Raw genomic sequence first — 22,273 nt, 5'->3', positions numbered from 1 at the left:
CACAAGTCTTGTGCTAAGACCTGTGCGATATCAATGGCCGGGGAAAGACGAGCCCGCAGTATGAAGTTTCTGTTGAAGTTTTTTGGATATTTGTTTGGCATTGGCGCGGCCCTCGGCTTGCTGCTGGCTGCTGGCATGTGGATTTATCTGCAGCGCTTGAATGAAGGGTTGCCGGATTACACTGCTCTGAAAAACTACGAGCCACCGGTTATGACCCGCGTGCATGCCGCTGACGGGAGCCTGATGGCTGAATATGCGCGTGAAAGGCGTATTTTCCTGCCGATTCAGGCTATTCCTGAAAAATTGAAGCAGGCTTTTCTGTCTGCGGAAGACAAGAATTTCTACAATCACATTGGCGTCGATCCAGAAGGGATTGCCCGTGCTGTGCTTCGTTACATCCAGAATATCGGAACGGGCAGGCGCCCTCAGGGAGCCTCGACCATTACGCAGCAGGTCGCGAAGAACTTTCTTCTGACCAATGAGGTATCTTTTGATCGGAAGATCAAGGAGGCGATTCTGTCGCTGCGCATTGAGCAGGCCTATACGAAGGACGAGATTCTAGAGCTTTATCTAAATGAAATTTACTTTGGGCTTGGCGCACATGGTGTCGCAGCGGCTTCTCTGCTGTATTTCGATAAGTCGGTGCATGAGCTGACGCTTGAAGAAATGGCCTATATGGCGGCTCTGCCTAAGGCACCGAACAATTACCACCCTTATCGCGATCGCGAGCGGGCGACGACCCGGCGAAACTGGGTGATCGACCGTATGGTGGAAAATGGTTATGCCACCGCCAAGGAGGGGGAGGCCGCCAAGGCAAAGCCTTTGAAAGTAACCCCGCGCCAGGGCGGAACCAAGGTTCGTGCTGCGGAGTATTTCACCGAGGAAGTTCGGCGTGAGGTCGCTGATATCTACGGTGAGGATCGTCTTTATGGAGGGGGACTTTCAGTCCGCTCGACTCTTGACCCGAAAATGCAGCTGATCGCGCGGCGAGCTCTTCAGGATGGATTGATCGCCTTTGATCACAAGCGTGGCAGTTGGCGTGGGCCTGTCGATAATATTTCGATTGCTGGAGACTGGGGGGCAGATCTGAGCAAGGTCGAAGCCCTTGAGGATCTGCCTGAATGGCAATTGGCTGTTGTACTGGATAGTAGCGGTTCGGTTGCGACGGTTGGGCTTCAGCCAAAGAAACTGGCCAATGGCAAACTTCCCGAAGACCGTGTGACGGGCAAGCTGTTTTTGGAGACCATGAAATGGGCCCGTGTATCAGGTCGTGCGCCAGATAGCGTTGATGACGTGTTGAAACCCGGCGATGTCGTCTATGTTCAGGAAAGCTCGGTTGCGCCTGGCAGCTATGAGCTGCGGCAGATTCCCAAGGTTTCTGGAGCACTGGTTGCTATGGACCCTTACACGGGCCGTGTTCTGGCTCTGGTCGGTGGCTTTAGTTTTGCGCAAAGCGAGTTTAACCGGGCGACGCAGGCTTATCGCCAGCCCGGATCCTCTTTTAAGCCATTCCTTTATGCCGCTGCGCTGGACAATGGCTATACCCCATCCTCTGTGGTGATGGATGCGCCGCTGGAAATCGACCAGGGCGGCGGACTTGGTACATGGCGACCACAGAATTACAGCAATAAATACTATGGGCCGTCGACCTTGCGCACAGGTATTGAGCTTTCGCGCAACGTCATGACTGTTCGACTGGCCCAGGACATGGGAATGCCGTTGGTTGCCGAATATGCTAAGCGCTTTGGCATCTACGACAATATGCTACCGGTTCTGTCGATGTCATTGGGCGCGGGTGAAACCACCGTGATGCGGATGACGGCAGCCTATGCCACGATCGCAAATGGTGGTCGGCGCATTCGGCCAACCCTGATTGACAGGATTCAAGATCGGTATGGCCGTACCATCTTCAAGCACGACAGTCGCATTTGTGATGGTTGCACACAGGATGAGTGGAACGGACAGGACGAACCTGAGCTGATTGATGACCGCGAGCAGATCCTTGACCCCATGACCGCCTATCAGATCACATCTATGATGGAAGGCGTGGTTCAGCGCGGAACTGCGACGAGCGTGCGGGCTGTCGGCCGACCTGTTGCAGGCAAGACCGGGACTACAAACGAAGAAAAAGACGCCTGGTTTATGGGATTTACGCCTGATTTGGCCGTTGGTGTGTTTGTCGGATATGACACGCCAAAGTCGATGGGGCGGGGAGCAACAGGCGGTCAGATCGCTGCTCCTATCTTTACTGAATTCGTCAAGGCGGCATTGGCTGACAGGCCGCCGGTCGAGTTCCGCGTGCCAAAGGGGCTGCAGCTTATCCCGATCAACCGTCGTACGGGACTTAGAGCCGCTGCTGGTACTCCAGGAACGATTCTAGAGGCCTTCAAGCCTGGCATGGCACCACCTGATAGCTATTCGATCATTGGCTTCCAGGATGACATGGGGGTCCCCAGGACCGTGTCGCCAGAAGCAGGACAAGCCGTGCTCAGCGGAACGGGCGGTCTTTATTGATCCACCTGCGCCTTGGTTTACAGGTGCTCTCCTGATCGCTAATGTCCGGCTCAGATTTCGCCCGGCGACATATCTCTTGAAGAGGGATATGTCGCCGGGTTTCTTTCACACCTAAAGCGAGGTATCCGATGCGCGCCGAAATGGAAGCCATCGTCGATGAAATCAAGCAGGCTATAAGCCTGTTGAGGAGGCATCTTTGACTGGGATCAGGCCCTCGTCAGACTAGATGAACTCAATGCAGCATCCGAAGATCCGGAGCTGTGGAATAACCCGACGAACGCACAGAAACTCATGCGTGAGCGCCAGCAACTTGATGATGGCGTCAATGGTGTGCGTTCGCTTACCCAAGATATGGCCGACAACATTGAGTTGATTGAGCTCGGTGAGCTGGAAGATGACAAGTCGGTGATCGAAGAGGCGGAGCAGGGGCTTCGTGGTTTGCTGGTCAAGGTGAATGAGCTGCAGCTCAACTCTTTGTTGTCCGGTGAAGCTGATGGCAATGACAGCTATCTGGAAATCAACTCCGGTGCCGGTGGCACGGAGAGTCAGGACTGGGCTTCCATGATGTTGCGCATGTACCGCCGATGGGCGGAAAAGCGTGGCTTCAAGGTGGAGATGCTTGAGTATCATGATGGTGAAGAAGCTGGCATCAAGTCGGCCACTCTCCTGATCAAGGGCGAGAATGCCTACGGCTGGCTGAAAACCGAATCTGGCGTTCACCGATTGGTCCGGATTTCTCCGTACGATAGCCAAGCCCGTCGGCATACGAGCTTTTCGAGTGCATGGGTATATCCGGTGGTTGATGATTCGATTGATATCGACATCAATGAAAGCGATTGCCGGATTGATACTTATCGTGCATCCGGTGCTGGTGGACAGCACGTCAACACGACAGATTCTGCTGTTCGTATCACACACCAGCCGTCTGGCATTGTGGTGCAGTGTCAGAACGAACGCTCACAGCACAAGAACAGGGCGACTGCTTGGGGAATGCTGAAGGCACGTCTCTATGAGGCGGAGCTGAAGAAGCGGGAAGAAGCTGCGAACAAGGAACAAGCCTCCAAGACCGACATTGGGTGGGGCCATCAGATCCGTTCTTACGTTCTGCAACCTTATCAGTTGGTCAAGGATCTGAGAACCGGAACCGAAAGCACTTCACCTCAAGACGTTCTGGATGGTGATCTGGACAAGTTCATGGAAGCCTCCCTGGCCCAGCGAGTCTTTGGCGGGGATCCGGTGGTCGTAGACGACATCGATTAGGATTATGATCTTCTACATAACCCAAAAAAGGCGCTGCAGTTTGCAGCGCCTTTTTTATTAAATGAACTTCAAGCTCAGCTATCGATCATTTTTCGCAGCTTGTCGCCTGCTTTGACGAAACCGGCCGGGTTGAGCGGCTCGGTTCCCAAACGGATTTCGTAATGCAAATGCGGACCAGTGGACCTGCCGGTCGATCCGACATTGCCGATGACATCTCCTGCCGTCACATGGTCACCCTTGGTTACTTGAAGACGGCTCAGGTGTGCGTAGCGGCTGATAAATCCATTGGCGTGGCGAATGGCGACAAGATTTCCGTAGCCGCCTTTGCGGCCGGCATGAATAACTGTACCAGGGCCAGAGGCATATACGCGCGCACCATAGGGAGCCTTGAAATCCATGCCTGTGTGCATGGCTATTCTACCCAGAAATGGATCAATTCTCGGGCCGAATTGGCTGGAAATTCTGGCGTTCTTCATTGGACGGTTTATTGGCAGCCGTTTTGCTGCTGCTTTCAGTCCGTCCAGAACAGTCAGGGCACGCTCAGCTCGCTTCGCCCGACCGGTAAAACCAGTCCCTATATAAGGAATGTAGGGGCCGCCCACTCCGGAGCGCGCGTCTGAGGCGCTTGTCGTGTTGAGGTTGACGCCGAGAGGGCGGGTTGCTGACAGGATCTCATCAATACGAGCTTCTGTTGCAACAGCCAATGCGTTCAAGGCAACGCGGCTTTCCTGATCCATCGACTGTAGATCGTTTTGAACCTTCTGTAGAGAGGCCTGTTCGTCAGAACCAATCTGGATCTTCTCAGCAGTTGGTTGCTCTGGCAGCGAACTGGTAGAGCCCCGCAAACCAAGTGCTTTAAGCGGATCCTTCAAAGGCTCTGATTCGCCGCCCATAGCAGATCCGTCGTCATCGGCAATCGCTGCCAACAGATCTTCATCAGTTGTCGGCTTTTTAGCTGGCAACGGGTTTCTTATGGCGAGCTGAATGCCATTGCGTTCTGCACGCTTCATCAGATCGCTGACTACAGAGTGACGCTCGTTGAGGGCTTTCTGTCGCTGGATGAGGTTGGAAACCTGCTGCTCGACACTTTCTCTATCTATAGCCTGGCGGCTGGCAAGCCGGTTGATTTCGGCGCGCAATCGGTAAATGCGGTCTTGATAGGCTGTCTCAAGCGCCAATTGCTGCTTGCGAGAGGCCTCGAGGCCATTATCGCGCAGAACCAAATAGGCAGTTGAGCCAATCAAGCCCAGTGAAACAACGGCAAAAACAGATGCAGCAGCGATTGTCATTCTTGGGCGCATTGCCTGAATGGAGCGCAATATATCCGTTGAAGCGAAAGCCGTCTGACTTTCTGTTGGATTCTGACTATAGGCCTTGAAGGGCTTGTCGGTGCGAAAAAGGGTCAACGGCATCACTCATAACTGCGTGCTTATTCAACATGCCGATTAGACCTTGGTAAGGTTAATAAACTCTGCTTCTGAGGCTTGTTGGTGCCTTTTTGATAGAGTTTCCGTAGCGAAATCAGTTTCCTAAATGGTTATCGGTTCTTTTCACGAGGTTGCAAACAATGACTTGCAGGCCGGAGTGTATGAATGTTTCCTCACTTTGATAAGAAACAGGCTGGATTTGCACCGTTGATGCCACAGCCACGATTCTTGATCATGATCTTGGAAATTAAACGCTCTCGCCTGGTGCTGGAGCCGGGCTTCCAGGGTACATAAGCCCACCCCCGGCAGATGGCTGTATGCACATGCTGCCGGGATATTGGTGTGCTCAGAGGTCTTGCGCAGCTTCGAGAACTGCTTCAACGTGGCCAGGGATTTTCACCTTGCGCCAAAGGTTTGCGATTTTGCCGCTCTTGTCGATCAAGAAAGTGGAGCGCTCTACGCCCATATATTTTTTGCCATACATGGATTTTTCCACCCATACGCCATAGGCGTTGCTTGCCTCTTGGTCCGGGTCGGCGCCCAATTTGAGTTTCAGGTCATGCTTGGCGATGAACTTGTCATGTTTTGCAACGCTGTCTGGTGAGATTCCAATGATTGTGACATCGAGCTTTTCGAACTCAGCTGCCAGGTCTGTGAAGCCAATTGCCTGCTTGGTGCAGCCTGGAGTGTTGTCTTTCGGATAGAAATAAACCACGACAGGACGACCGGAGAAGTCTGAGAGTTTGACCCTTTGGCCGCCATCTGCTTCAAGGTTAAAATCCGGTGCCGCACTGCCAACTGCCAATTCGCTCATAATGCCATCCTCTGGTCACACTCAGCCGCTTATTGGCTGGGTAAAATCTACTTTATTCCCAAGCACTTTAGTGCTTTTCAACTGGTTGTCAGTATCATAGGTCGCAACGCGGCTTGTTCAACTCCTGAGGTGCCGTAAAACTCGCATTTTACCGGTATGCGGAGAGATGACTTGCTAACGGCGAACAGGTATTTGGACGTTTATGGATAAAGAGTTGAAGGCTGAAGCCTCCACAAAACGCAAACGAAGTCGACGCAGTATAATTTTAACTGCTGTTCTCGGCTTGTTGGTTCTGGGTGTTTCTGCGCTCGTCTACGCTGTTCTAAGTGGTCCGATCCATCTGCCTATGTTTGCCAAGTTTATGGCAGAACAAGCCAGCACTGGGCCCGCCAAACTCTCAATTGTTGATGCATCGATAGATTTTACTCATGAGGATGGGGTTCGGGTGGTTGTGCGGGATGCGCATTTACGTCTGGATGGCGATGTCCCGGTTGAAATTATTTTGCCTCGTGTTGAAGCGCCCCTCAATGGGTCCGCACTGCTGAGCGGTTCGATTAACTTCCAGTCTTTGCTGCTGGACCGCCCGAAAGTTATCCTTGGCGTTCCCAAAAGCGACCGTGAACTGCCTGAAATGAGCCATTTGATGGAGGCCATTGATCGCGTCGCTGATGTGGTTGATGCCGAATTTGCGCGGCGAAATCTGTCACATGTGAATGTTGAAAATGGCGAGGTGGAAATCACGGGGGTCTTTGCCAGGTCTTTTGTAGGCATTGATGCGTCGGTCACCCGCAGCGACGGTAAACGGATTGACGCTACTGCGCGTATTGCAGGACGTGTTGGGCCATGGGAAATACAGATGACCCGAAGTCCCGGTGGTGAAGGTGATGTTTCTGATAGTTCTCATGAAGCGCAGAAGCGCCGTCTGGCGGTTTTGATCAAGGACATCACCATCGGTGAATTGTTGAGCCCGGAGACAGACCTCAAAGTTGGCAAGGGACTGGGCCTGCCGCTCAGTGTCCTTTTCGAGAGCCGATTTGAATCTGATGGGTCTTTTGCCTTTGCCAATCTGGTTGGAAAGATGAGCAACGGCTGGTTCCAATTGGGCCGAACGGCAGTTCGTTTCGATGATGTCGCTCTCTCGCTTGACTGGAAACGCGACGTTCCTGGTATCCAGATCGCGAAATCCCATGCGATACGCGGCAACACGCAGATCTATTTTGGTGGTGATATTCAGCCGCCGAAAGAGCCAGGGGGAGACTGGGCGTTGCGGTTGTCGTCCGATCGGGCTCAATTTGGCTCCTCCGATATTCCCATTTCACCGATCATGGTGGACGGCATCACTGTCGATGCTCGTTTTGCACCGTCCGGTCGCACGCTGTTTTTTGACAAGGCCTCCCTGGTTGCTGGCCCTTCTAAGGCATTTGCGTCAGGTTCGTTGGAGATCCGCGGCGATGGCCCCTATCTGGCTGTGGCGCTTGATGCCAGAGACTTTCCGATAGGTTTGGCCAAGCAGGTCTGGCCGATCACGCTTGTGCCACCTGCAAGGCGCTGGATTATTGACCGAATCAAGGCCGGGAAAATCGAACACCTAGAATATATGGGTTCTGTTCGGCCGCCTGCGTTTGATTACAGAGATCCGGATCCGGGTTGGTCTGGTAACGACATGCTGCTTGACATGACCTATTCCGGTGCGAGCGTTGATCCTGTCGGGCAGGTGCCCCGGATTGTCGGCCTGCATGGCACTGTGAAGATGGCAGATGAGACCCTCTTTGTGCACGGAATCGATGGTCATTCGGATACGGAAGACGGAGGCAAGGTCAACGTCCCCGAAGGGATGTTTACCATTTTGAACCTGCGCGAGCGGGATGGAAAAATTGGTGTGGTCGACGTTAACCTGGATGGGGGTGCCAAGGACCTTGCCGATATTCTCAACAGTGACCCGTTCTTTATTCTCGACAAGTCTGACCTGGTGTCCGAGGGCGTTTCCGGCACTGCAAAGATGCACTTCGAGGCTCAGTTTCCCCTCGTGAAAAATCTGAATATGAATGATGTCGAATGGAAGGCCGAAGGGACGGCAAAGAACTTCACTTCAAAAGCGCTGATCAAGGGTTATTCGATTGCCAGTGCAGACCTTCACATGACGGGGGACCGGACCCGGCTTGATATCAAGGGCAAAGGCATCCTGGATGGTATCAGCGCAGATATTGATCTCTTGCTGCCGCTTGGCGGGTCTAAGGTTCAGGGGCGCCAGGGAGTTGTCCTGGATGTATCGGCGAAACAGTTGAAAGAACGGGGCATCGATTTAACGGACTTCCTGAGCGGCACCATGAAAATGAGCTTTAAGGATGTTGACGGGATCAAGGCATTTGACGTTGACCTGACCAAGACGCGGCTCAAACTGTCGGCGCTTGGGTGGGAGAAATCTCCAGGCGTTCCCGCCCGGGTAACATTCCAGTTGAATGAGACGGATGAGAACCGGCAGGTCCAGAACTTTGAACTGACTTCTGACGGCGTTGATGTCGCAGGAAATCTGGCACTTTCCCTTGCGGGGGACCTTTTGAATGCGTCGTTCAACAAATTCCAGTTGCGCAATGGAGATGATGCGTCCCTGGTGATCAATCGCAGCAAGAATGGTCGTTACAAGGTTGCGATTTCCGGAGAGGAATTTGATGCACGTGGTCTGATCCGGCAGGTTGGCAAAACGAAAACAGGCGACAGCAGCTCAGATTTTTCCAACGGACTTGCCATTACCGCCAACTTGTCCCGTGTGAAAGGCTTTAACGGGGTCAGCATTGGCGGGTTTGCCGGGATCATCCAGACGGATGCCATGGGGGTCACCGCAGCAGATGTGACCGGTCTTTTGAACGGACGGGCGGCATTCAGTTTCGAAATTGATGATGCGCCGCAGGGCGGTGGCCGTATTGCGGTGGGAGCTTTTGATGATTCTGGCGCGCTGTTGAAGTTCCTTGATCTTTATCAGCGCATGCGAGGAGGCAAGGGGACCCTTCGTGTCGATATGGCGGACTACACCACCTGGAACGGAACATTTGGGGTCACTGACCTGTCGATCACCGAAGATCCGGCGATCAAGAAACTGAGCCAACGCGGCGGTGCGAATTCCAATCGCTCACAAGGTGCTGTTGTGGTTTCCAGAGGTGGAGCAGGCAACGGAGGAGAGGCGTCGTTTGAGACGATGGATATTGCCTTTACTCGCCTGAACGAAACCCTGACGATCACTCGCGGAGCCCTTGAGGGCGCTGTGATCGGCGGGACGGTCTCAGGTGAAGTCGACCTGGATGCACAGACCATGGATCTCAATGGTACTTTTGTGCCCATCTATGCCCTGAACAACTTTTTCGCCAAAATCCCTCTGCTCGGGCTAGCTCTCGGCGGCGACACCGGGGAGGGTCTGATTGGTGTGACCTATCGTCTGTCCGGCCCCGTTGCGAATCCCGAATTGTCGGTGAACCCAATTTCCGCCATAGCACCTGGCATTTTCAGAAAGATGTTCGAGTTTCAATAAAAAGGCCGGATGGAGTATCCGGCCTTTTGTCTCGCTGATAAGTAAGTTTCAGGTGAGCTTACACCGGACGCAGGAGAACGTGTTTTTTCTTGCCGAGAGATAGCTTGATGATGCCATCCTCGCTGACATCGTCCAATGTGATCTGGCGCTTGTCGCTTTGCTCGCCCTTGTCGTTGATCTTGACAGCACCGCCTTTGATGTTCCTGCGTACGTCGCCGTTGGAGGCGCATAGACCGGCCAGGACAAATGCACTTAGAACGCCAAGACCGGCTTCGAGATCTGCCTTTGGAACATCAACGGTCGGCAAGCCCTCGGCCATGGTGCCTTCTTCAAAGGCCTTGCGTGCGGTTTCTGCTGCGGCAACGGCGGCTTCCCTGCCATGAATAAGTGCCGTGGCTTCGGTGGCAAGAACCTTCTTGGCCTCGTTGATTTCAGCGCCTTCCAGGGCAGCTAGACGTGTGATTTCATCCATGGGCAGAACAGTGAACAATTTCAGGAAGCGCTCTACGTCGGCATCCTCGGTATTGCGCCAATACTGCCAGTAGTCATAGGAGGACAACTGCGCCTCGTTGAGCCAGACAGCACCGGCTGCGGTCTTGCCCATTTTCGCACCGGATGAGGTTGTCAGGAGCGGGGACGTTAGCGTAAAGGCCTCGGTGTTCTCCATGCGGCGAACGAGATCAGTACCGGACAGGATATTGCCCCATTGATCCGAACCACCCATCTGCAGACGGCAGCCGGTGCGGCGATAGATTTCAAGGTAATCGTATCCCTGAAGCAGCATGTAGTTGAATTCAAGGAACGAAAGATGCTGCTCACGCTCAAGTCGTAGGCGCACCGAGTCCCGCTGGATCATCTGGTTGACGGAAAAATGTCGGCCGATGTCACGCAGGAAGTCGACATAGTTGAGGCCCATCAACCAGTCGGCGTTGTCCATCATGATGGCATCGCCCGGGCCGTCGCCAAAGGTCAGCAGCTTTTCGAAGACCTTGCGAATACCGGCCTTGTTTTCCTCGATGATCTCTTCTGTCAGCAGCTTGCGGCTTTCGTCCTTGCCGGAAGGATCACCGACACGGGTAGTGCCACCGCCCATCAGCGCAATTGGTCTATGGCCCGTCTTCTGGAACCAGTGCAGCATCATGATGGGCACGAGTGAACCGGCATGAAGGCTTGGGGCTGTGCAGTCAAAGCCGATATAGGCTGTGACGGTTTCCTTTGCGCAAAGCTCGTCGAGCCCCTTGGGGTCCGAAATCTGGTGAATAAACCCGCGTTCAGAAAGAACCTTCAGGAACTCCGATTTGAACTCGCTCATATGCATTTTTCCCGTGACAGCATGCCGGATCGTCCGACCTTAAAACCATTTCGCCCCGCTATATCGGAAGTCAGGCAAGATTTCACGTGGCCAGCGGAAAAAAGCTGAAAATGGGTTGAGGCATTAATATGCGGGGGCTGGATAAAGCCAGGAGCTGCCCGCCGTGCGGAGGTAACTTCATTCTGACGTATATCCTTCACTCACCTGTCAGAGGAAATTGCTAATTCCCCTGCCAAACTTCAGGGGGCGGGCATGAGTGCGATTGTTATTTCCGGACTTTCGAAAACGTATCTCGGCAACACGCGTGCTCTTGATCGTGTGAGCCTCTCTGTTGGACAGGGTGAAATGGTTGCACTGATTGGCGCGTCCGGTTCGGGCAAGTCGACCTTGATCCGCCACATCGCCGGGCTTGTTTGTGCAGACAAAAATGCAAGCAGCTGCAAGATCTGTGTTGATGGGGCGGTTGTTCAGGAGGGCGGTCGCATATCGCGGAACATATCCGCCACCCGCACCGAAATCGGCGTGATCTTCCAACAGTTCAATCTTGTGCCGCGTCTGAGCGTCTTGAACAACGTGCTTGCAGGCTTGTTGGGCAAGCTGCCTGTCCTGCGGGGCATGCTTGGGCTGTTTCACAAACATGAAAACCAGTTGGCCATGCAGGCACTACAAAGAGTTGGCATTGCTCACGCTGCCCGCCAACGCGCCTCGACCCTTTCGGGTGGGCAGCAGCAAAGAGCTGCAATCGCCCGAACGCTTGTTCAAGGAGCGAAGGTTATTCTGGCTGACGAGCCGATTGCCTCACTCGATCCGGCCTCAGCCAAAAGGGTGATGGGCATTCTGTCGCGGATTAATGTCGAAGACGGCATCACCGTATTGGTCTCCCTTCATCAGGTTGAATATGCGCGACGCTACTGCAAGCGGACGATTGCCATGCGTGCTGGGCAAGTCGTTTTCGATGGGCCGAGCAGCGAGCTAACCACCCAGTTTCTTAGAGAGATTTACGGCGAGGCGAGTGAGGAACTCATTCTGCCTGACGCTGACGACTTCGGGACCGAGCCAATGACGGCACTGGCCTGATATATCCGAGAGGAGATTCATTCCATGAAACTTTTTGCACGTCTCGTTGCTTCTGCAGCGGTCATGATTGGCCTTGCCACCCCAGCCCTTGCTGATCGTGAAAACCCAGATGAATTGTATTTCGGCATTCTGTCGACCGAATCCAGTTCGGCTCAGCGTGAAAAATGGGGGCCGTTGTTGGCTGCCATGGAAGCGTCGATTGGTCGTCCGGTCAAAGCGTTCTTCGCCTCTGATTATGCCGGCGTTATCGAAGCCATGCGTTTCGATAAGGTTGATGTGGTTTGGTACGGCAATAAATCCGCAATGGTTGCTGTTGATCGCGCCGGTGCTGAAATTTTCGCGCAGACGACAGAATCCAATGGCCAGCAGGGCTATTGGTCGGTGATGGTCACTCATAAAGACTCAGGTTTGACTTATGAAGACGTCATGAAATGCGACAAGACCTTGAATTTTGGTCTTGGTGATCCGAACTCAACATCGGGCTTCTTGGTTCCATCGACATTTGTGTTCGCAAAAGAGGGTGTTAACCCGAAGGATTGTTTCAAGACAGTTCGTAATGCGAACCACGAAACGAACCTCATTTCAGCTGCAACGAAGCAGGTTGATGCAGCGGTGGCTTCCTCGACCGGCATGTACTCGCGTTTGAAAAAAGCAAAGCCTGAGCTTTTCGCGGAGCTGAAGGAAATCTGGCGGTCTCCCCTGATTGCTTCTGACCCGATCGCTTGGCGTCCAGAACTTGATCATGAGCTGAAAGCTGAGATCATGTCCTTCTTCATGAGCTATGGCCGCCTTGGCAGTGATGAAGACGTTGTGAAAGCGCGTGAAAACCTTGCTCTCATCGACATGGGACCTTTTGTTCCTTCGTCCAATGCCCAGCTTTGGCCGTTTTATGAGATGGATCAAATCCGCCAGCGTATGTCCCTTGAAGGGGACACGACGTTCTCAGATGACGAACGGACCACTAAGATCCTTGCTATCAACGCCAAGATCGATGAAATCCGAGCGGCTGCTGCGGCACGTCCTCGGAAATAATGTGAATGGTGGTTGTGAAAATCGGGAGGGCCAGTTGGCCCTCCCGTCTTTTTGAAGAGATAGACAGGATACTTCCCATGACCGGCGTCACTCACACGATTAGCCTTGCGGAAAAGGAAATTCCGGTTCCGGGACGAAACCGTCAGGAGCAGGTGTTTGACCTGCTGATATGGGTCGGCCTAATTGCCATGCTCGTGTGGAGCTTCAAGCCTGCGGAAATGAACCGGCTCGGTGACGTTTTGACCGGCGGTGGCAATATGGCGATGCTGCTTGAAGACTTTATGGTGCCCAATTTTCGTTATTGGCGGAGTTACATGGAGCTGATGCTAGAAACCGTCCAGATGGCGGTGTGGGGGTCTGCATTGTCCGTTTTTCTGGCCGTTCCGTTCGGCTTGCTGTCGTCGTCCAACATTGCGCCGTCTTGGGTGGTGTTTCCTGTTCGGCGGCTGATGGATGCGTTCCGCGCCATCAATGAGCTGGTGTTTGCCTTGATTTTTGTTGCCGCTGTCGGTCTTGGACCGCTTGCCGGAGTTCTGGCGCTGGTCATCCATACGACCGGGACGTTGGCCAAACTGTTTTCCGAAGCCGTTGAGGCGATCGATCCACGTCCCGTTGAGGGCATCAAGGCAACGGGAGCACCAGCTGTTCAGGAGATTGTCTACGGGGTTGTCCCGCAGGTGCTGCCTTTATGGATTTCTTATTCGCTCTATCGGTTCGAGGCGAATGTCCGGGCAGCGACTGTGCTGGGCATTGTTGGGGCAGGCGGTATCGGCATGTCGCTATCGGAAGCGTTGCGTGGCTTCGATTATTCGTCCGGCGCTGCAATTCTCTTGATAATTCTCGTGACTGTTTCATTGCTGGATATTTTCGGGTCTCTGCTGCGCAAGGTGGTTATTGACGGGCAGGACCACAGTCGGTTCGCTGCCTACATGTTGTTTTTGACATGCCTTGTTGTGGGCATAGAAATAGTGCTTTCCCAAACGAGTTGACGCGCAGGAGCGTTGAAGAAAGCCTCTCCATAAACGCAAAAAGGCCGGGCATTTGCCCGGCCTTTTCGTGTCTTATCCAATAATGGATTAAACGGAGTAGTAGAGGTCGAATTCGACTGGATGCGGCGTCATTTCATAACGCTCGACTTCTTCCATCTTAAGTTCGATGTAGGCATCGATCTGATCGTCATCGAATACGCCGCCGGCCTTCAGGTAGTCGCGGTCTGCGTCCAGGGATTCCATGGCTTCGCGCAGAGTGCGGCAAACCGTTGGGATCTCGGACAGCTCTTCTGGCGGCAAGTCATAGAGGTTCTTGTCCATGGCTTCGCCCGGATGGATCTTGTTCTTGATCCCGTCAAGGCCAGCCATCAACAGAGCAGAGAAGCACAGGTACGGGTTCGCGGACGGATCCGGGAAGCGAACTTCAACGCGCTTTGCTTTCGGGTTGGATGAGAACGGAATACGGCAAGATGCCGAACGGTTGCGCGAGGAATATGCCAACAGAACAGGTGCTTCGTAGCCCGGGACCAGACGCTTGTATGAGTTGGTCGATGGGTTTGTAAAGGCGTTCAGAGACTTGGCATGCTTCAAGATACCGCCAATGAAGTAGAGGCAGCTCTCGGACAGATCAGCATACTGGTTGCCAGCGAAGACAGGAGCGCCTTCGTTCCAGATCGACAGGTGACAGTGCATGCCTGTGCCGTTGTCGCCGAAGACTGGCTTTGGCATGAAGGTCGCTGTTTTGCCATAAGCATGAGCAACCTGGTGCACAACGTACTTGTAGATCTGCATGTGATCGGCACAGATAGTCAGCTTGTTGAATTTCATGCCGAGTTCGTGCTGAGCGGCAGCCACTTCGTGGTGATGCTTTTCAACGGAAACGCCCATGTCAGCCATGACTGATAGCATCTCGGAGCGAATGTCCTGGCAGCTGTCGATTGGCGGAACCGGGAAGTAGCCGCCCTTTGTGCGCGGACGGTGGCCAAGGTTGCCGGTTTCATACTCGGCATCCATGTTGGATGGCAGCTCGGAGCTGTCCAGCTTGAAACCCGTGTTGTATGGGTCCGCTGCGAAGCGAGCGTCGTCGAAGATGAAGAATTCAGCTTCTGGGCCAACGAAGATGGTGTCACCAAAACCGCCGGACTTCACGTAGGCTTCTGCCTTCTTGGCCGTCATACGTGGATCGCGGTTGTAAGCTTCGCCTGTGATCGGGTCGACCACGTCGCAGATGATAACCATCGTTGACTGAGCGAAGAATGGGTCCATGTGGACGGATTCTGGATCCAGGATCAGCATCATGTCGGACTCGTTGATGGCCTTCCAGCCAGCAATTGAGGAGCCATCGAATGCAACGCCTTCAGCGAACATGTCTTCGTCAACGAGTGTGACGTCCATGGTGACGTGTTGCATCTTGCCGCGCGGATCGGTGAAGCGCAGATCGACGAACTTAACGTCTTTTTCCTTGATTTCCTTAAGGATTTCAGAGGCGGTGGTCATACTGTCCATCCCTTTAGTGATTTATAATTCATTCGGGTTTGTTCCAGTCCAGCAGTTGCCTTGTTCTGCAGGCAACATGCGCGGATTGAAAGTTCTGGCCGGACGGCCGTGTAAAATTGAGGCTTAGATAGCGTCTTCGCCGAACTCGCCGGTTCGAATGCGAACTGCTTCCTCGATATTTGAAACAAAAATCTTGCCGTCTCCGATGCGACCGGTCTGGGCGGCCGAGCGAATTGCTTCGACAGCCTTTTCCACCATATCGCCGGTGAGTACAATCTCGACTTTGACCTTCGGCAGAAAATCAACGACATACTCCGCGCCACGATAGAGCTCTGTGTGGCCCTTCTGGCGTCCAAAGCCTTTGGCTTCGGTCACGGTGATTCCCTGAAGACCGACCTCCTGGAGAGCTTCCTTCACTTCATCCAGTTTGAAGGGTTTAATGATGGCCTCGATCTTTTTCATCACCTTCGTCTCTCTCCGAATTTATTGGCCGAATCTGATGGCCGAATGGTCTGGCGCGAAACCGCAAGCCGACGTCAAGTCGCGAATGCTCATTGCGTGACACTTATTAGCATATGCCGTGCCAATTGGAATAGAAGGCGGAACTCGCCGAAAAAAGGGGCATTCTTGATTTTCTGCTGTGTTGCGCGCCCTGATGACCGGCAATTATTTGAATAAATTATAAACAATATGCCTTTTTTGTATGCGTTTCGTCATTTTGACCCGCCGGTGGTGCGGTTTTCTAGGTGTGGGCCTGTTTCTTGGTCTTGTGCGTTTGGCGTAGGGTTCCTGTGTTCTGCCATCTGGTGGTGAGGAGTTGATTTTGACTGCTGAAATTCATGGATCTAACCTAGGGGCAGGGAGTGTGCCGATGATGAAATCTGCGCTGTTGACGCCTGCCGAGATGAAGCGTGCTGATGAAATCACGATTGACTCCGGGGTGCCCGGTATTGATCTGATGGAATGTGCCGGGGATCACGTTGCCAGGCTTGCCCGAGATATGTGCGGGACGGAAGGACGGGTTCTCGTTGTCTGCGGCCCCGGTAACAATGGTGGTGATGGTTTTGTCGCGGCGCAGTGTTTGCAAGCCACTGGAAGGCAGGTGGATGTTGTTCTGCTGAAAGAAGCGTCCAGCCTGACCGGAGATGCGGCCATTGCTTATTCCCGTATGGGGTTTGAAGGCGAGCTGACAACGACAGAGGGGCTGCGCCAGAAGCTGTTGGGCTGCTCTTTGGTGATTGATGCTTTATTTGGTGCAGGCCTCAGCCGGCCGCTTCAGGGCGAGGCAGAGGCATTTGTAAGTGCTATCAATGAGAGTGGCATTCCTGTTCTTTCCGTCGACCTTCCGTCCGGCCTAAATGGTGAAACGGGGCAGGTGATGGGAGGAGAGGGCGGTTGTGCGATCCGTGCAGAGCGAAGCGTCACGTTCTTTCGGCACAAGCCTGGGCATTATTTGATACCAGGAAGGGTGCTTTGCGGGCGGGTCGATTGTGTCGATATTGGAATTAGAGAAAATGCCTTGTCGGAGATTGGTCCTACAACCTTCATCAATGGTCCGGATGTCTGGAGTTCCTTCTTTCGGGTTCCGCAACTCGGTGGCCATAAATATGATCGCGGCCATGCAGTGATCTTTGGCGGGCCTATGATGACTTCCGGGGCTGGGAGGCTTGCGGCAGGGGCTGCGCTGCGGGCAGGGGCCGGATTGGTCACGCTGGTCTCGCCGCCGTCAGCCGTGATGGCAAATGCAACACAATTGACGGCTGTCATGCTGAAATCGGTCAAGGAAGCTGGTGGGATCTTGGAGCTGCTAAAAGACCCACGCTTGAATGCGGCTTTGATCGGGCCGGGCTATGGCCTTGGGGATAACGCACGCGCAGCGATACAGGCGATTTTAGAATCAGACTGCGCATTGGTTCTGGACGCGGATGCGCTGACTAATTTTCAACATCAGCCAACTGAATTGTTTGATGCCATTCACAAGCGGGCGGGGCCGGTGGTCATGACACCGCATGATGGAGAGTTTGCGAGGCTGTTCCCGGATTTGATGGGGCTGCCCAAGCTTGAGAAAGCGCGCCAGGCGGCGCTCAGGTCTGGTGCTGTGCTTGTGCTCAAGGGGGCGGATACTGTGATTGCGTCACCAGATGGGCGTGCCGTGATCAACGAAAATGCGCCTGCATGGCTCGCCACGGCAGGGTCAGGAGATGTTTTGGCAGGTATTGTCTGCGCAGCGCTAGCACAGAAGGTTTCAGCTTTTGAGGCTGCATCTATGGCAGTGTGGCTGCATGGTGCAGCGGGCGCAGAAGTCGGTCCGGGGCTGATTGCGGAAGATCTTGTACCGGCTCTTCGGCTGGTGATTGCGAAGCTTGTGGGGATAAGCTGAGTGTATGATTACATAAATTTGTCATTTTCTCTTTGACCCTGAGAAATCGGGTGTTATAGAGGCCGCGCTTCAGATCAAGGTCTGGTAGCCGAATGCGGATGTGGTGGAATTGGTAGACACGCTAGATTTAGGTTCTAGTGGCGCAAGTCGTGGGGGTTCAAGTCCCTCCATCCGTACCAACAATTTGATTGTCCCCTTAAAAATTATTAGAATTGTCAGGGTCGCTCCGCGCGCTTTGGGATTCCTGTGCAAATGCGTTGGTTCTGTAGTGATGCAAGACATCGCCTGAATCTAAAGCGTTTTGCCATAATAGAAAGCCGCGCAAGTCTCCGCAATTCTGTGCATTTCAGGGCGGAAGCCCTCGGTTTTCTGGTGTTTTCAGGCCGCGGATCATGCCCCCGGCATACTCCCTCGCCCTTGACACTTTGGTGCCTAGCCTTTATCGCGCTCACATCGTGCGTCCTGACCTTTGTTCAGGGGCGGCGCTGCTGTTTTGAACGCTCTCGTAAAAAGGGGAGTGCATGCGGCAGGGTCAACGGATTCATATAAACAAAACATCCGGGGCGGTTTCCGCTGCGGACCGAGGACGAAGCAAAACCCATGCAGGTAACCGAAACCCTCGCCGAGGGCCTTAAGCGAGAGCTGAAAATCGAAATTCCGGCTGGCGATCTGGCTACAAAGCTTGATGCCTATATGGACGACATGAAGTCCAAGGCGCAGATCAAGGGCTTTCGTCCAGGCAAGGTGCCACTTTCTCATCTGAAGAAAATGTATGGTCGCCAGGCCATGGCTGAAATTCTCAGCAACACAATTCAGGAAACAAGCCAGAAGGCTCTTGAGGATCGTTCCGAGCGCCCTGCGCTGACGCCTTCGATTGATCTTCCTGATGAGCAGGCCGAAGCTATTTTGGCGGGCACATCCGATCTTTCTTTCGCAATGTCTTATGACGTTCTGCCTGAGTTCGACATCGTTGATTTCAAGGGTATCGAGATCGAGCGTCCTGTCGTTGAGATCGCTGATGCGGAAATCGATGATCAGATCGCCGAGATCGCCAATAACAACGCGCCATTTTCCGACAAGGACGGTGCTGCCGAAAGTGGCGACCGGGTCACCATGTCCTACCTTGGCAAGATTGATGGCGAGCCTTTTGAAGGCGGTGCTGATGAAAATGGACAGCTCGTTCTGGGCTCCAACTCCTTTATACCTGGCTTTGAAGATCAGCTGATTGGCGCCAAAGTCGGCGACAAGAAGGTTGTTGAAGTCAGCTTTCCTGAGGATTACCAGGCTGCACATCTGGCCGGTAAAGCTGCGACATTTGATGTTGAAGTCAAGGAAGTCGGCACACCTGGTGAAGCCAAGATCGATGATGAGTTTGCAACGAACCTCGGCCTGGAATCACTCGACAAGCTGAAAGAAATCGTTCGCGGCCAGATCGAAAGCCAGTTCGGTACAATGACACGTCAGCGGGTTAAGCGTCAGCTTCTCGACAAGCTGGACGATCATTATTCCTTTGATCTGCCTGAAGGCCTTCTGAATTCAGAATTCGACGTTGTCTGGAAGCAGGTCGAAGAAGACATGAAGCGCAACGAAAAGACATTTGAAGACGAAGACACCACGGAAGAAGCAGCCAAGGCGGATTACCGCAAGATTGCTGAACGCCGGGTTCGCCTTGGTCTGGTTCTGTCTGAAATCGGCGAAAAGAACGAAATCCAGGTTTCTGACGAGGAAATGCAGCGCGCTCTTTACGAACGTGTTCGTCAGTTCCCGGGTCAGGAACAGCAGGTGTTCGAATTCTACAAGAACAACCAGCAGGCTCTGGCATCTCTTCGTGCGCCGATTTATGAAGAAAAAGTCGTCGACTACATGCTCGAGCTGGCCAAGGTTACGGATAAGACCGTCACCAAGGAAGAGCTGGAAAAGCTTGTGGCTGAGGAAGAAGAAGACGCCTAAGCGTTTTCTATCGTAAAATCGCCAGATGTGGCTCGGCCTTAACCTTGCCTTCACGCCACATCTGCGATGACTTTGCGAACAGGGCGACATCCCCTATGTATGGGGTGTCGCTTTTTTCGAGTCAGGTCGTGAGCAGTTTTTTGCTTCAAGGCCTGTGGTCTGACCGTGTAGCTTTATTCACGGCGTACTCAAAGCATGGATAAGGTATGAAGGATCCTGTCGATATCTACATGAACACCCTCGTTCCGATGGTCGTCGAGCAGACGAACCGCGGCGAGCGGGCCTTCGATATCTTTTCGCGTCTCCTAAAGGAGCGCATTATCTTCCTGACCGGTCCGGTTGAAGATCATATGGCAACGCTCGTCAGCGCGCAGTTGCTGTATCTGGAGTCTGAAAACCCGACCAAGGAAATTGCTGTTTACATCAATTCTCCTGGTGGTCTGGTGACATCTGGGCTCGCAATCTACGATACGATGCAGTTCATCCGTCCTGCGGTGTCGACCCTGTGCATCGGACAGGCTGCATCCATGGGCTCTTTGCTCCTGGCTGCCGGCGAGAAAGACCTGCGCTTCTCTCTACCGAATGCGCGCGTCATGGTGCATCAGCCGTCCGGCGGGTTTCGCGGCCAGGCTGCAGACATCATGCTTCATGCTCAGGAGATCCTGAAAATGAAGCATCGTTTGAATGAGATTTACGTGAAGCATACGGGTCAGTCTCTTGATGCCGTTGAAACCGCTCTTGAGCGCGATAACTTCATGACTGCTGATCGCGCCAAAGAATTTGGCATCATCGACAATGTGATTTCTGATCGCGCAAGCCTTGCTGGCGATATCGCCAGCTAAAGAAATATAGTCCACCGGTTGAGGAAAACCGGTGGATTCCTCTGGAGGTGACCCTAGATATGGTCAAATTCCGGAGCCGCCTTAAGCCTATATTGATTTTTTTCGGCGAACCATGGTCACATTGGGCGCCATAAAGAGTAAAATTGGTCTTAGGTGGGATATTCGAGCCAATTGCCTTAATTTGGCTTGATCTTGTTAGATAAGGAGGGAATGTCCTCCTAATGAACGTGGGGTTGAATAAATGACCAAGGCCAGCGGCAGCGACTCCAAGAACACGCTCTACTGCTCATTCTGCGGTAAGAGCCAGCATGAAGTGCGCAAGCTGATCGCCGGCCCGACTGTTTTCATTTGTGATGAATGTGTCGAGCTGTGCATGGACATCATTCGCGAAGAAAACAAGTCATCGCTGGTGAAGTCTCAGGACGGAATCCCGACACCTCAGGAAATCCGCCACGTATTGGACGATTACGTAATCGGCCAAAACAGCGCGAAGAAGGTCCTGTCTGTCGCCGTTCACAACCATTACAAGCGCCTGAACCATGCTTCCAAGAACAATGATGTGGAGCTGGCGAAGTCGAACATTCTTCTTGTCGGACCGACTGGTTGCGGCAAGACACTCCTTGCGCAGACTTTGGCGCGGATTTTGGATGTTCCCTTCACTATGGCCGATGCCACCACGCTGACCGAAGCCGGTTATGTGGGTGAGGATGTCGAGAACATCATCCTGAAGCTGCTTCAGTCTGCTGATTACAATGTGGAACGTGCACAGCGCGGCATCGTTTACATCGATGAGGTCGACAAGATCAGCCGCAAGTCTGACAATCCTTCGATCACACGTGATGTGTCCGGTGAAGGTGTGCAGCAGGCTCTGTTGAAAATTATGGAAGGCACAGTGGCGTCTGTGCCCCCACAGGGCGGTCGCAAGCATCCTCAGCAGGAGTTCCTGCAAGTCGACACAACGAACATCTTGTTCATCTGTGGCGGTGCGTTTGCTGGTCTGGACAAGATCATTTCGGATCGCAGCACGCAGACATCCATCGGCTTCAAGGCGCAGGTGCACGCACCTGAAGATCGCAAGACCGGTGAACTGCTGTCTGTTCTGGAACCTGAAGATTTGTTGAAATTCGGTCTGATCCCGGAATTCGTTGGTCGTTTGCCTGTTATCGCCACACTGGAAGATCTCGATGAGGCTGCCCTTGTTACGATCCTTACAGAGCCCAAGAACGCTCTGGTGAAACAGTATCAGCGTTTGTTCGACATGGAGAGCGTAGAGCTGACATTCCATGAAGACGCACTGAAGGCGATTGCCAACAAGGCGATCGAGCGCAAGACAGGTGCTCGTGGTTTGCGGTCCATTCTGGAATCGATCTTGCTCGATACCATGTATGAATTGCCAGGCCTGAAAGAGGTCAAGGAAGTCGTGATTTCTCCGGAAGTTGTGAAAGGTGAGGCGCGTCCGCTTTACATTTACGAGGACCGGGAAGAATCTACGGCAACCAGCGCTTAAGGCGACCTGATTGCACTGTGGGGCAACCTCGTTGAAAATGTCGCCTGCAAGGGCGGCATTTTTGCGTATTTACGGTGTGTAACTGCGAGTTTTCCACCGCGTATCTAAGTCTTGGCAGTGTTTGGCGTTCAAGTTTCTGCACTGCCTTG

At 53.3% G+C, this 22,273-nt stretch carries 15 protein-coding genes and 1 tRNA gene; 11 read left to right on the top strand and 5 right to left on the bottom strand.

Translation table 11 applies throughout. From position 1 onward, the window contains the following. Positions 1–60 precede the first annotated feature (60 nt). Both V6575_RS09615 and prfB read left to right on the top strand, forming a co-directional pair. Positions 61–2,514 carry a penicillin-binding protein 1A gene (locus V6575_RS09615; protein ID WP_340274086.1) on the top strand — a complete coding sequence of 818 codons (2,454 nt, stop codon included), beginning with the start codon at positions 61–63 and terminating at the stop codon, positions 2,512–2,514. A gap of 128 nt (positions 2,515–2,642) precedes the next feature. Beyond that, a protein-coding gene (prfB, locus tag V6575_RS09610) for a peptide chain release factor 2 (protein ID WP_340274085.1) occupies positions 2,643–3,774 on the top strand; the annotation gives its coding sequence in 2 pieces (ribosomal slippage) (positions 2,643–2,711 and positions 2,713–3,774; 1,131 coding nt in all). A 74-nt stretch (positions 3,775–3,848) separates the two neighbouring features. On the opposite strand, the gene V6575_RS09605 is transcribed toward prfB, so the two are convergent. Further along, the gene (locus V6575_RS09605; RefSeq protein WP_340274084.1) at positions 3,849–5,180 is read right to left on the bottom strand and encodes a M23 family metallopeptidase; all 1,332 of its coding nucleotides are present in this window, start codon (positions 5,178–5,180) and stop codon (positions 3,849–3,851) included. A gap of 367 nt (positions 5,181–5,547) precedes the next feature. Next, positions 5,548–6,015, bottom strand: coding sequence for a thioredoxin-dependent thiol peroxidase (bcp, locus tag V6575_RS09600; RefSeq protein ID WP_340274083.1), 468 nt, complete (start codon positions 6,013–6,015; stop codon positions 5,548–5,550). A gap of 202 nt (positions 6,016–6,217) precedes the next feature. On the opposite strand from bcp, the gene V6575_RS09595 reads away from it, so the two are divergent. Next, the gene (locus V6575_RS09595; RefSeq protein ID WP_340274082.1) at positions 6,218–9,538 is read left to right on the top strand and encodes an AsmA-like C-terminal domain-containing protein; all 3,321 of its coding nucleotides are present in this window, start codon (positions 6,218–6,220) and stop codon (positions 9,536–9,538) included. Between the two features lie 58 nt (positions 9,539–9,596). On the opposite strand, the gene tyrS is transcribed toward V6575_RS09595, so the two are convergent. Then, positions 9,597–10,850 carry a tyrosine--tRNA ligase gene (gene tyrS, locus V6575_RS09590; RefSeq protein WP_340274081.1) on the bottom strand — a complete coding sequence of 418 codons (1,254 nt, stop codon included), beginning with the start codon at positions 10,848–10,850 and terminating at the stop codon, positions 9,597–9,599. A gap of 252 nt (positions 10,851–11,102) precedes the next feature. Here tyrS and phnC point away from each other — a divergent pair, with 252 nt between their 5' ends. The 3 genes from phnC to phnE all read left to right on the top strand — a co-directional run bounded on the left by phnC (position 11,103) and on the right by phnE (position 13,948). Further along, positions 11,103–11,927, top strand: a complete 825-nt coding sequence (gene phnC, locus V6575_RS09585) for a phosphonate ABC transporter ATP-binding protein (protein ID WP_340274080.1) — start codon at positions 11,103–11,105, stop codon at positions 11,925–11,927. A gap of 24 nt (positions 11,928–11,951) precedes the next feature. After that, a complete protein-coding gene (phnD, locus tag V6575_RS09580; RefSeq protein ID WP_340274078.1) occupies positions 11,952–12,959 on the top strand; it encodes a phosphonate ABC transporter substrate-binding protein in 1,008 nt (335 codons plus the stop codon). Between the two features lie 77 nt (positions 12,960–13,036). Then, on the top strand, positions 13,037–13,948 hold the full coding sequence (phnE, locus tag V6575_RS09575; RefSeq protein WP_340274077.1) for a phosphonate ABC transporter, permease protein PhnE: 912 nt from the start codon (positions 13,037–13,039) through the stop codon (positions 13,946–13,948). An 87-nt stretch (positions 13,949–14,035) separates the two neighbouring features. Here phnE and glnA read toward each other — a convergent pair whose 3' ends face one another. Together glnA and V6575_RS09565 are read right to left on the bottom strand one after the other, a co-directional pair. Next, complete coding sequence (glnA, locus tag V6575_RS09570) at positions 14,036–15,445, bottom strand: type I glutamate--ammonia ligase (protein WP_340274076.1); 1,410 nt, start codon at positions 15,443–15,445, stop codon at positions 14,036–14,038. Between the two features lie 123 nt (positions 15,446–15,568). Next, positions 15,569–15,907 carry a P-II family nitrogen regulator gene (locus V6575_RS09565; protein ID WP_340274075.1) on the bottom strand — a complete coding sequence of 113 codons (339 nt, stop codon included), beginning with the start codon at positions 15,905–15,907 and terminating at the stop codon, positions 15,569–15,571. A gap of 409 nt (positions 15,908–16,316) precedes the next feature. Here V6575_RS09565 and V6575_RS09560 point away from each other — a divergent pair, with 409 nt between their 5' ends. From V6575_RS09560 to clpX, 5 genes are all read left to right on the top strand, one after another. Beyond that, positions 16,317–17,825 (top strand): NAD(P)H-hydrate dehydratase, encoded by a 1,509-nt coding sequence (locus V6575_RS09560; protein ID WP_340274074.1) that lies wholly within the window; start codon positions 16,317–16,319, stop codon positions 17,823–17,825. Positions 17,826–17,919: 94 nt separating this feature from the next. Next, positions 17,920–18,004, top strand: a tRNA-Leu gene (locus V6575_RS09555). 421 nt (positions 18,005–18,425) lie between these two features. Then, positions 18,426–19,775: a trigger factor gene (tig, locus tag V6575_RS09550; protein WP_340274073.1), complete on the top strand. Its 1,350-nt coding sequence runs from the start codon at positions 18,426–18,428 to the stop codon at positions 19,773–19,775. A gap of 206 nt (positions 19,776–19,981) precedes the next feature. After that, complete coding sequence (locus tag V6575_RS09545; protein WP_340274072.1) at positions 19,982–20,617, top strand: ATP-dependent Clp protease proteolytic subunit; 636 nt, start codon at positions 19,982–19,984, stop codon at positions 20,615–20,617. A 241-nt stretch (positions 20,618–20,858) separates the two neighbouring features. After that, on the top strand, positions 20,859–22,124 hold the full coding sequence (gene clpX / locus V6575_RS09540; protein ID WP_340274071.1) for an ATP-dependent Clp protease ATP-binding subunit ClpX: 1,266 nt from the start codon (positions 20,859–20,861) through the stop codon (positions 22,122–22,124). The last annotated feature ends 149 nt before the right edge of the window (positions 22,125–22,273 follow it).

The sequence above is a fragment of the Roseibium algae genome, assembly GCF_037783265.1.
Classification (GTDB): Bacteria; Pseudomonadota; Alphaproteobacteria; order Rhizobiales; family Stappiaceae; genus Roseibium; species Roseibium algae.
Note: the sequence above shows the minus strand (reverse complement) of the source record. Positions and strands in the feature narration are given on the sequence as shown.

Bases quoted from the DNA above. Each gene is read 5' to 3' on its own strand.
- glnA (WP_340274076.1), bottom strand. From the start codon at position 15,445: ATGACCACCGCCTCTGAAATCCTTAAGGAAATCAAGGAAAAAGACGTT.
- phnE (WP_340274077.1), top strand. From the start codon at position 13,037: ATGACCGGCGTCACTCACACGATTAGCCTTGCGGAAAAGGAAATTCCG.
- V6575_RS09595 (WP_340274082.1), top strand. From the start codon at position 6,218: ATGGATAAAGAGTTGAAGGCTGAAGCCTCCACAAAACGCAAACGAAGT.
- phnD (WP_340274078.1), top strand. From the start codon at position 11,952: ATGAAACTTTTTGCACGTCTCGTTGCTTCTGCAGCGGTCATGATTGGC.
- clpX (WP_340274071.1), top strand. From the start codon at position 20,859: ATGACCAAGGCCAGCGGCAGCGACTCCAAGAACACGCTCTACTGCTCA.
- bcp (WP_340274083.1), bottom strand. From the start codon at position 6,015: ATGAGCGAATTGGCAGTTGGCAGTGCGGCACCGGATTTTAACCTTGAA.
- V6575_RS09545 (WP_340274072.1), top strand. From the start codon at position 19,982: ATGAAGGATCCTGTCGATATCTACATGAACACCCTCGTTCCGATGGTC.
- tig (WP_340274073.1), top strand. From the start codon at position 18,426: ATGCAGGTAACCGAAACCCTCGCCGAGGGCCTTAAGCGAGAGCTGAAA.
- tyrS (WP_340274081.1), bottom strand. From the start codon at position 10,850: ATGAGCGAGTTCAAATCGGAGTTCCTGAAGGTTCTTTCTGAACGCGGG.
- V6575_RS09560 (WP_340274074.1), top strand. From the start codon at position 16,317: ATGATGAAATCTGCGCTGTTGACGCCTGCCGAGATGAAGCGTGCTGAT.
- V6575_RS09615 (WP_340274086.1), top strand. From the start codon at position 61: ATGAAGTTTCTGTTGAAGTTTTTTGGATATTTGTTTGGCATTGGCGCG.
- V6575_RS09565 (WP_340274075.1), bottom strand. From the start codon at position 15,907: ATGAAAAAGATCGAGGCCATCATTAAACCCTTCAAACTGGATGAAGTG.
- phnC (WP_340274080.1), top strand. From the start codon at position 11,103: ATGAGTGCGATTGTTATTTCCGGACTTTCGAAAACGTATCTCGGCAAC.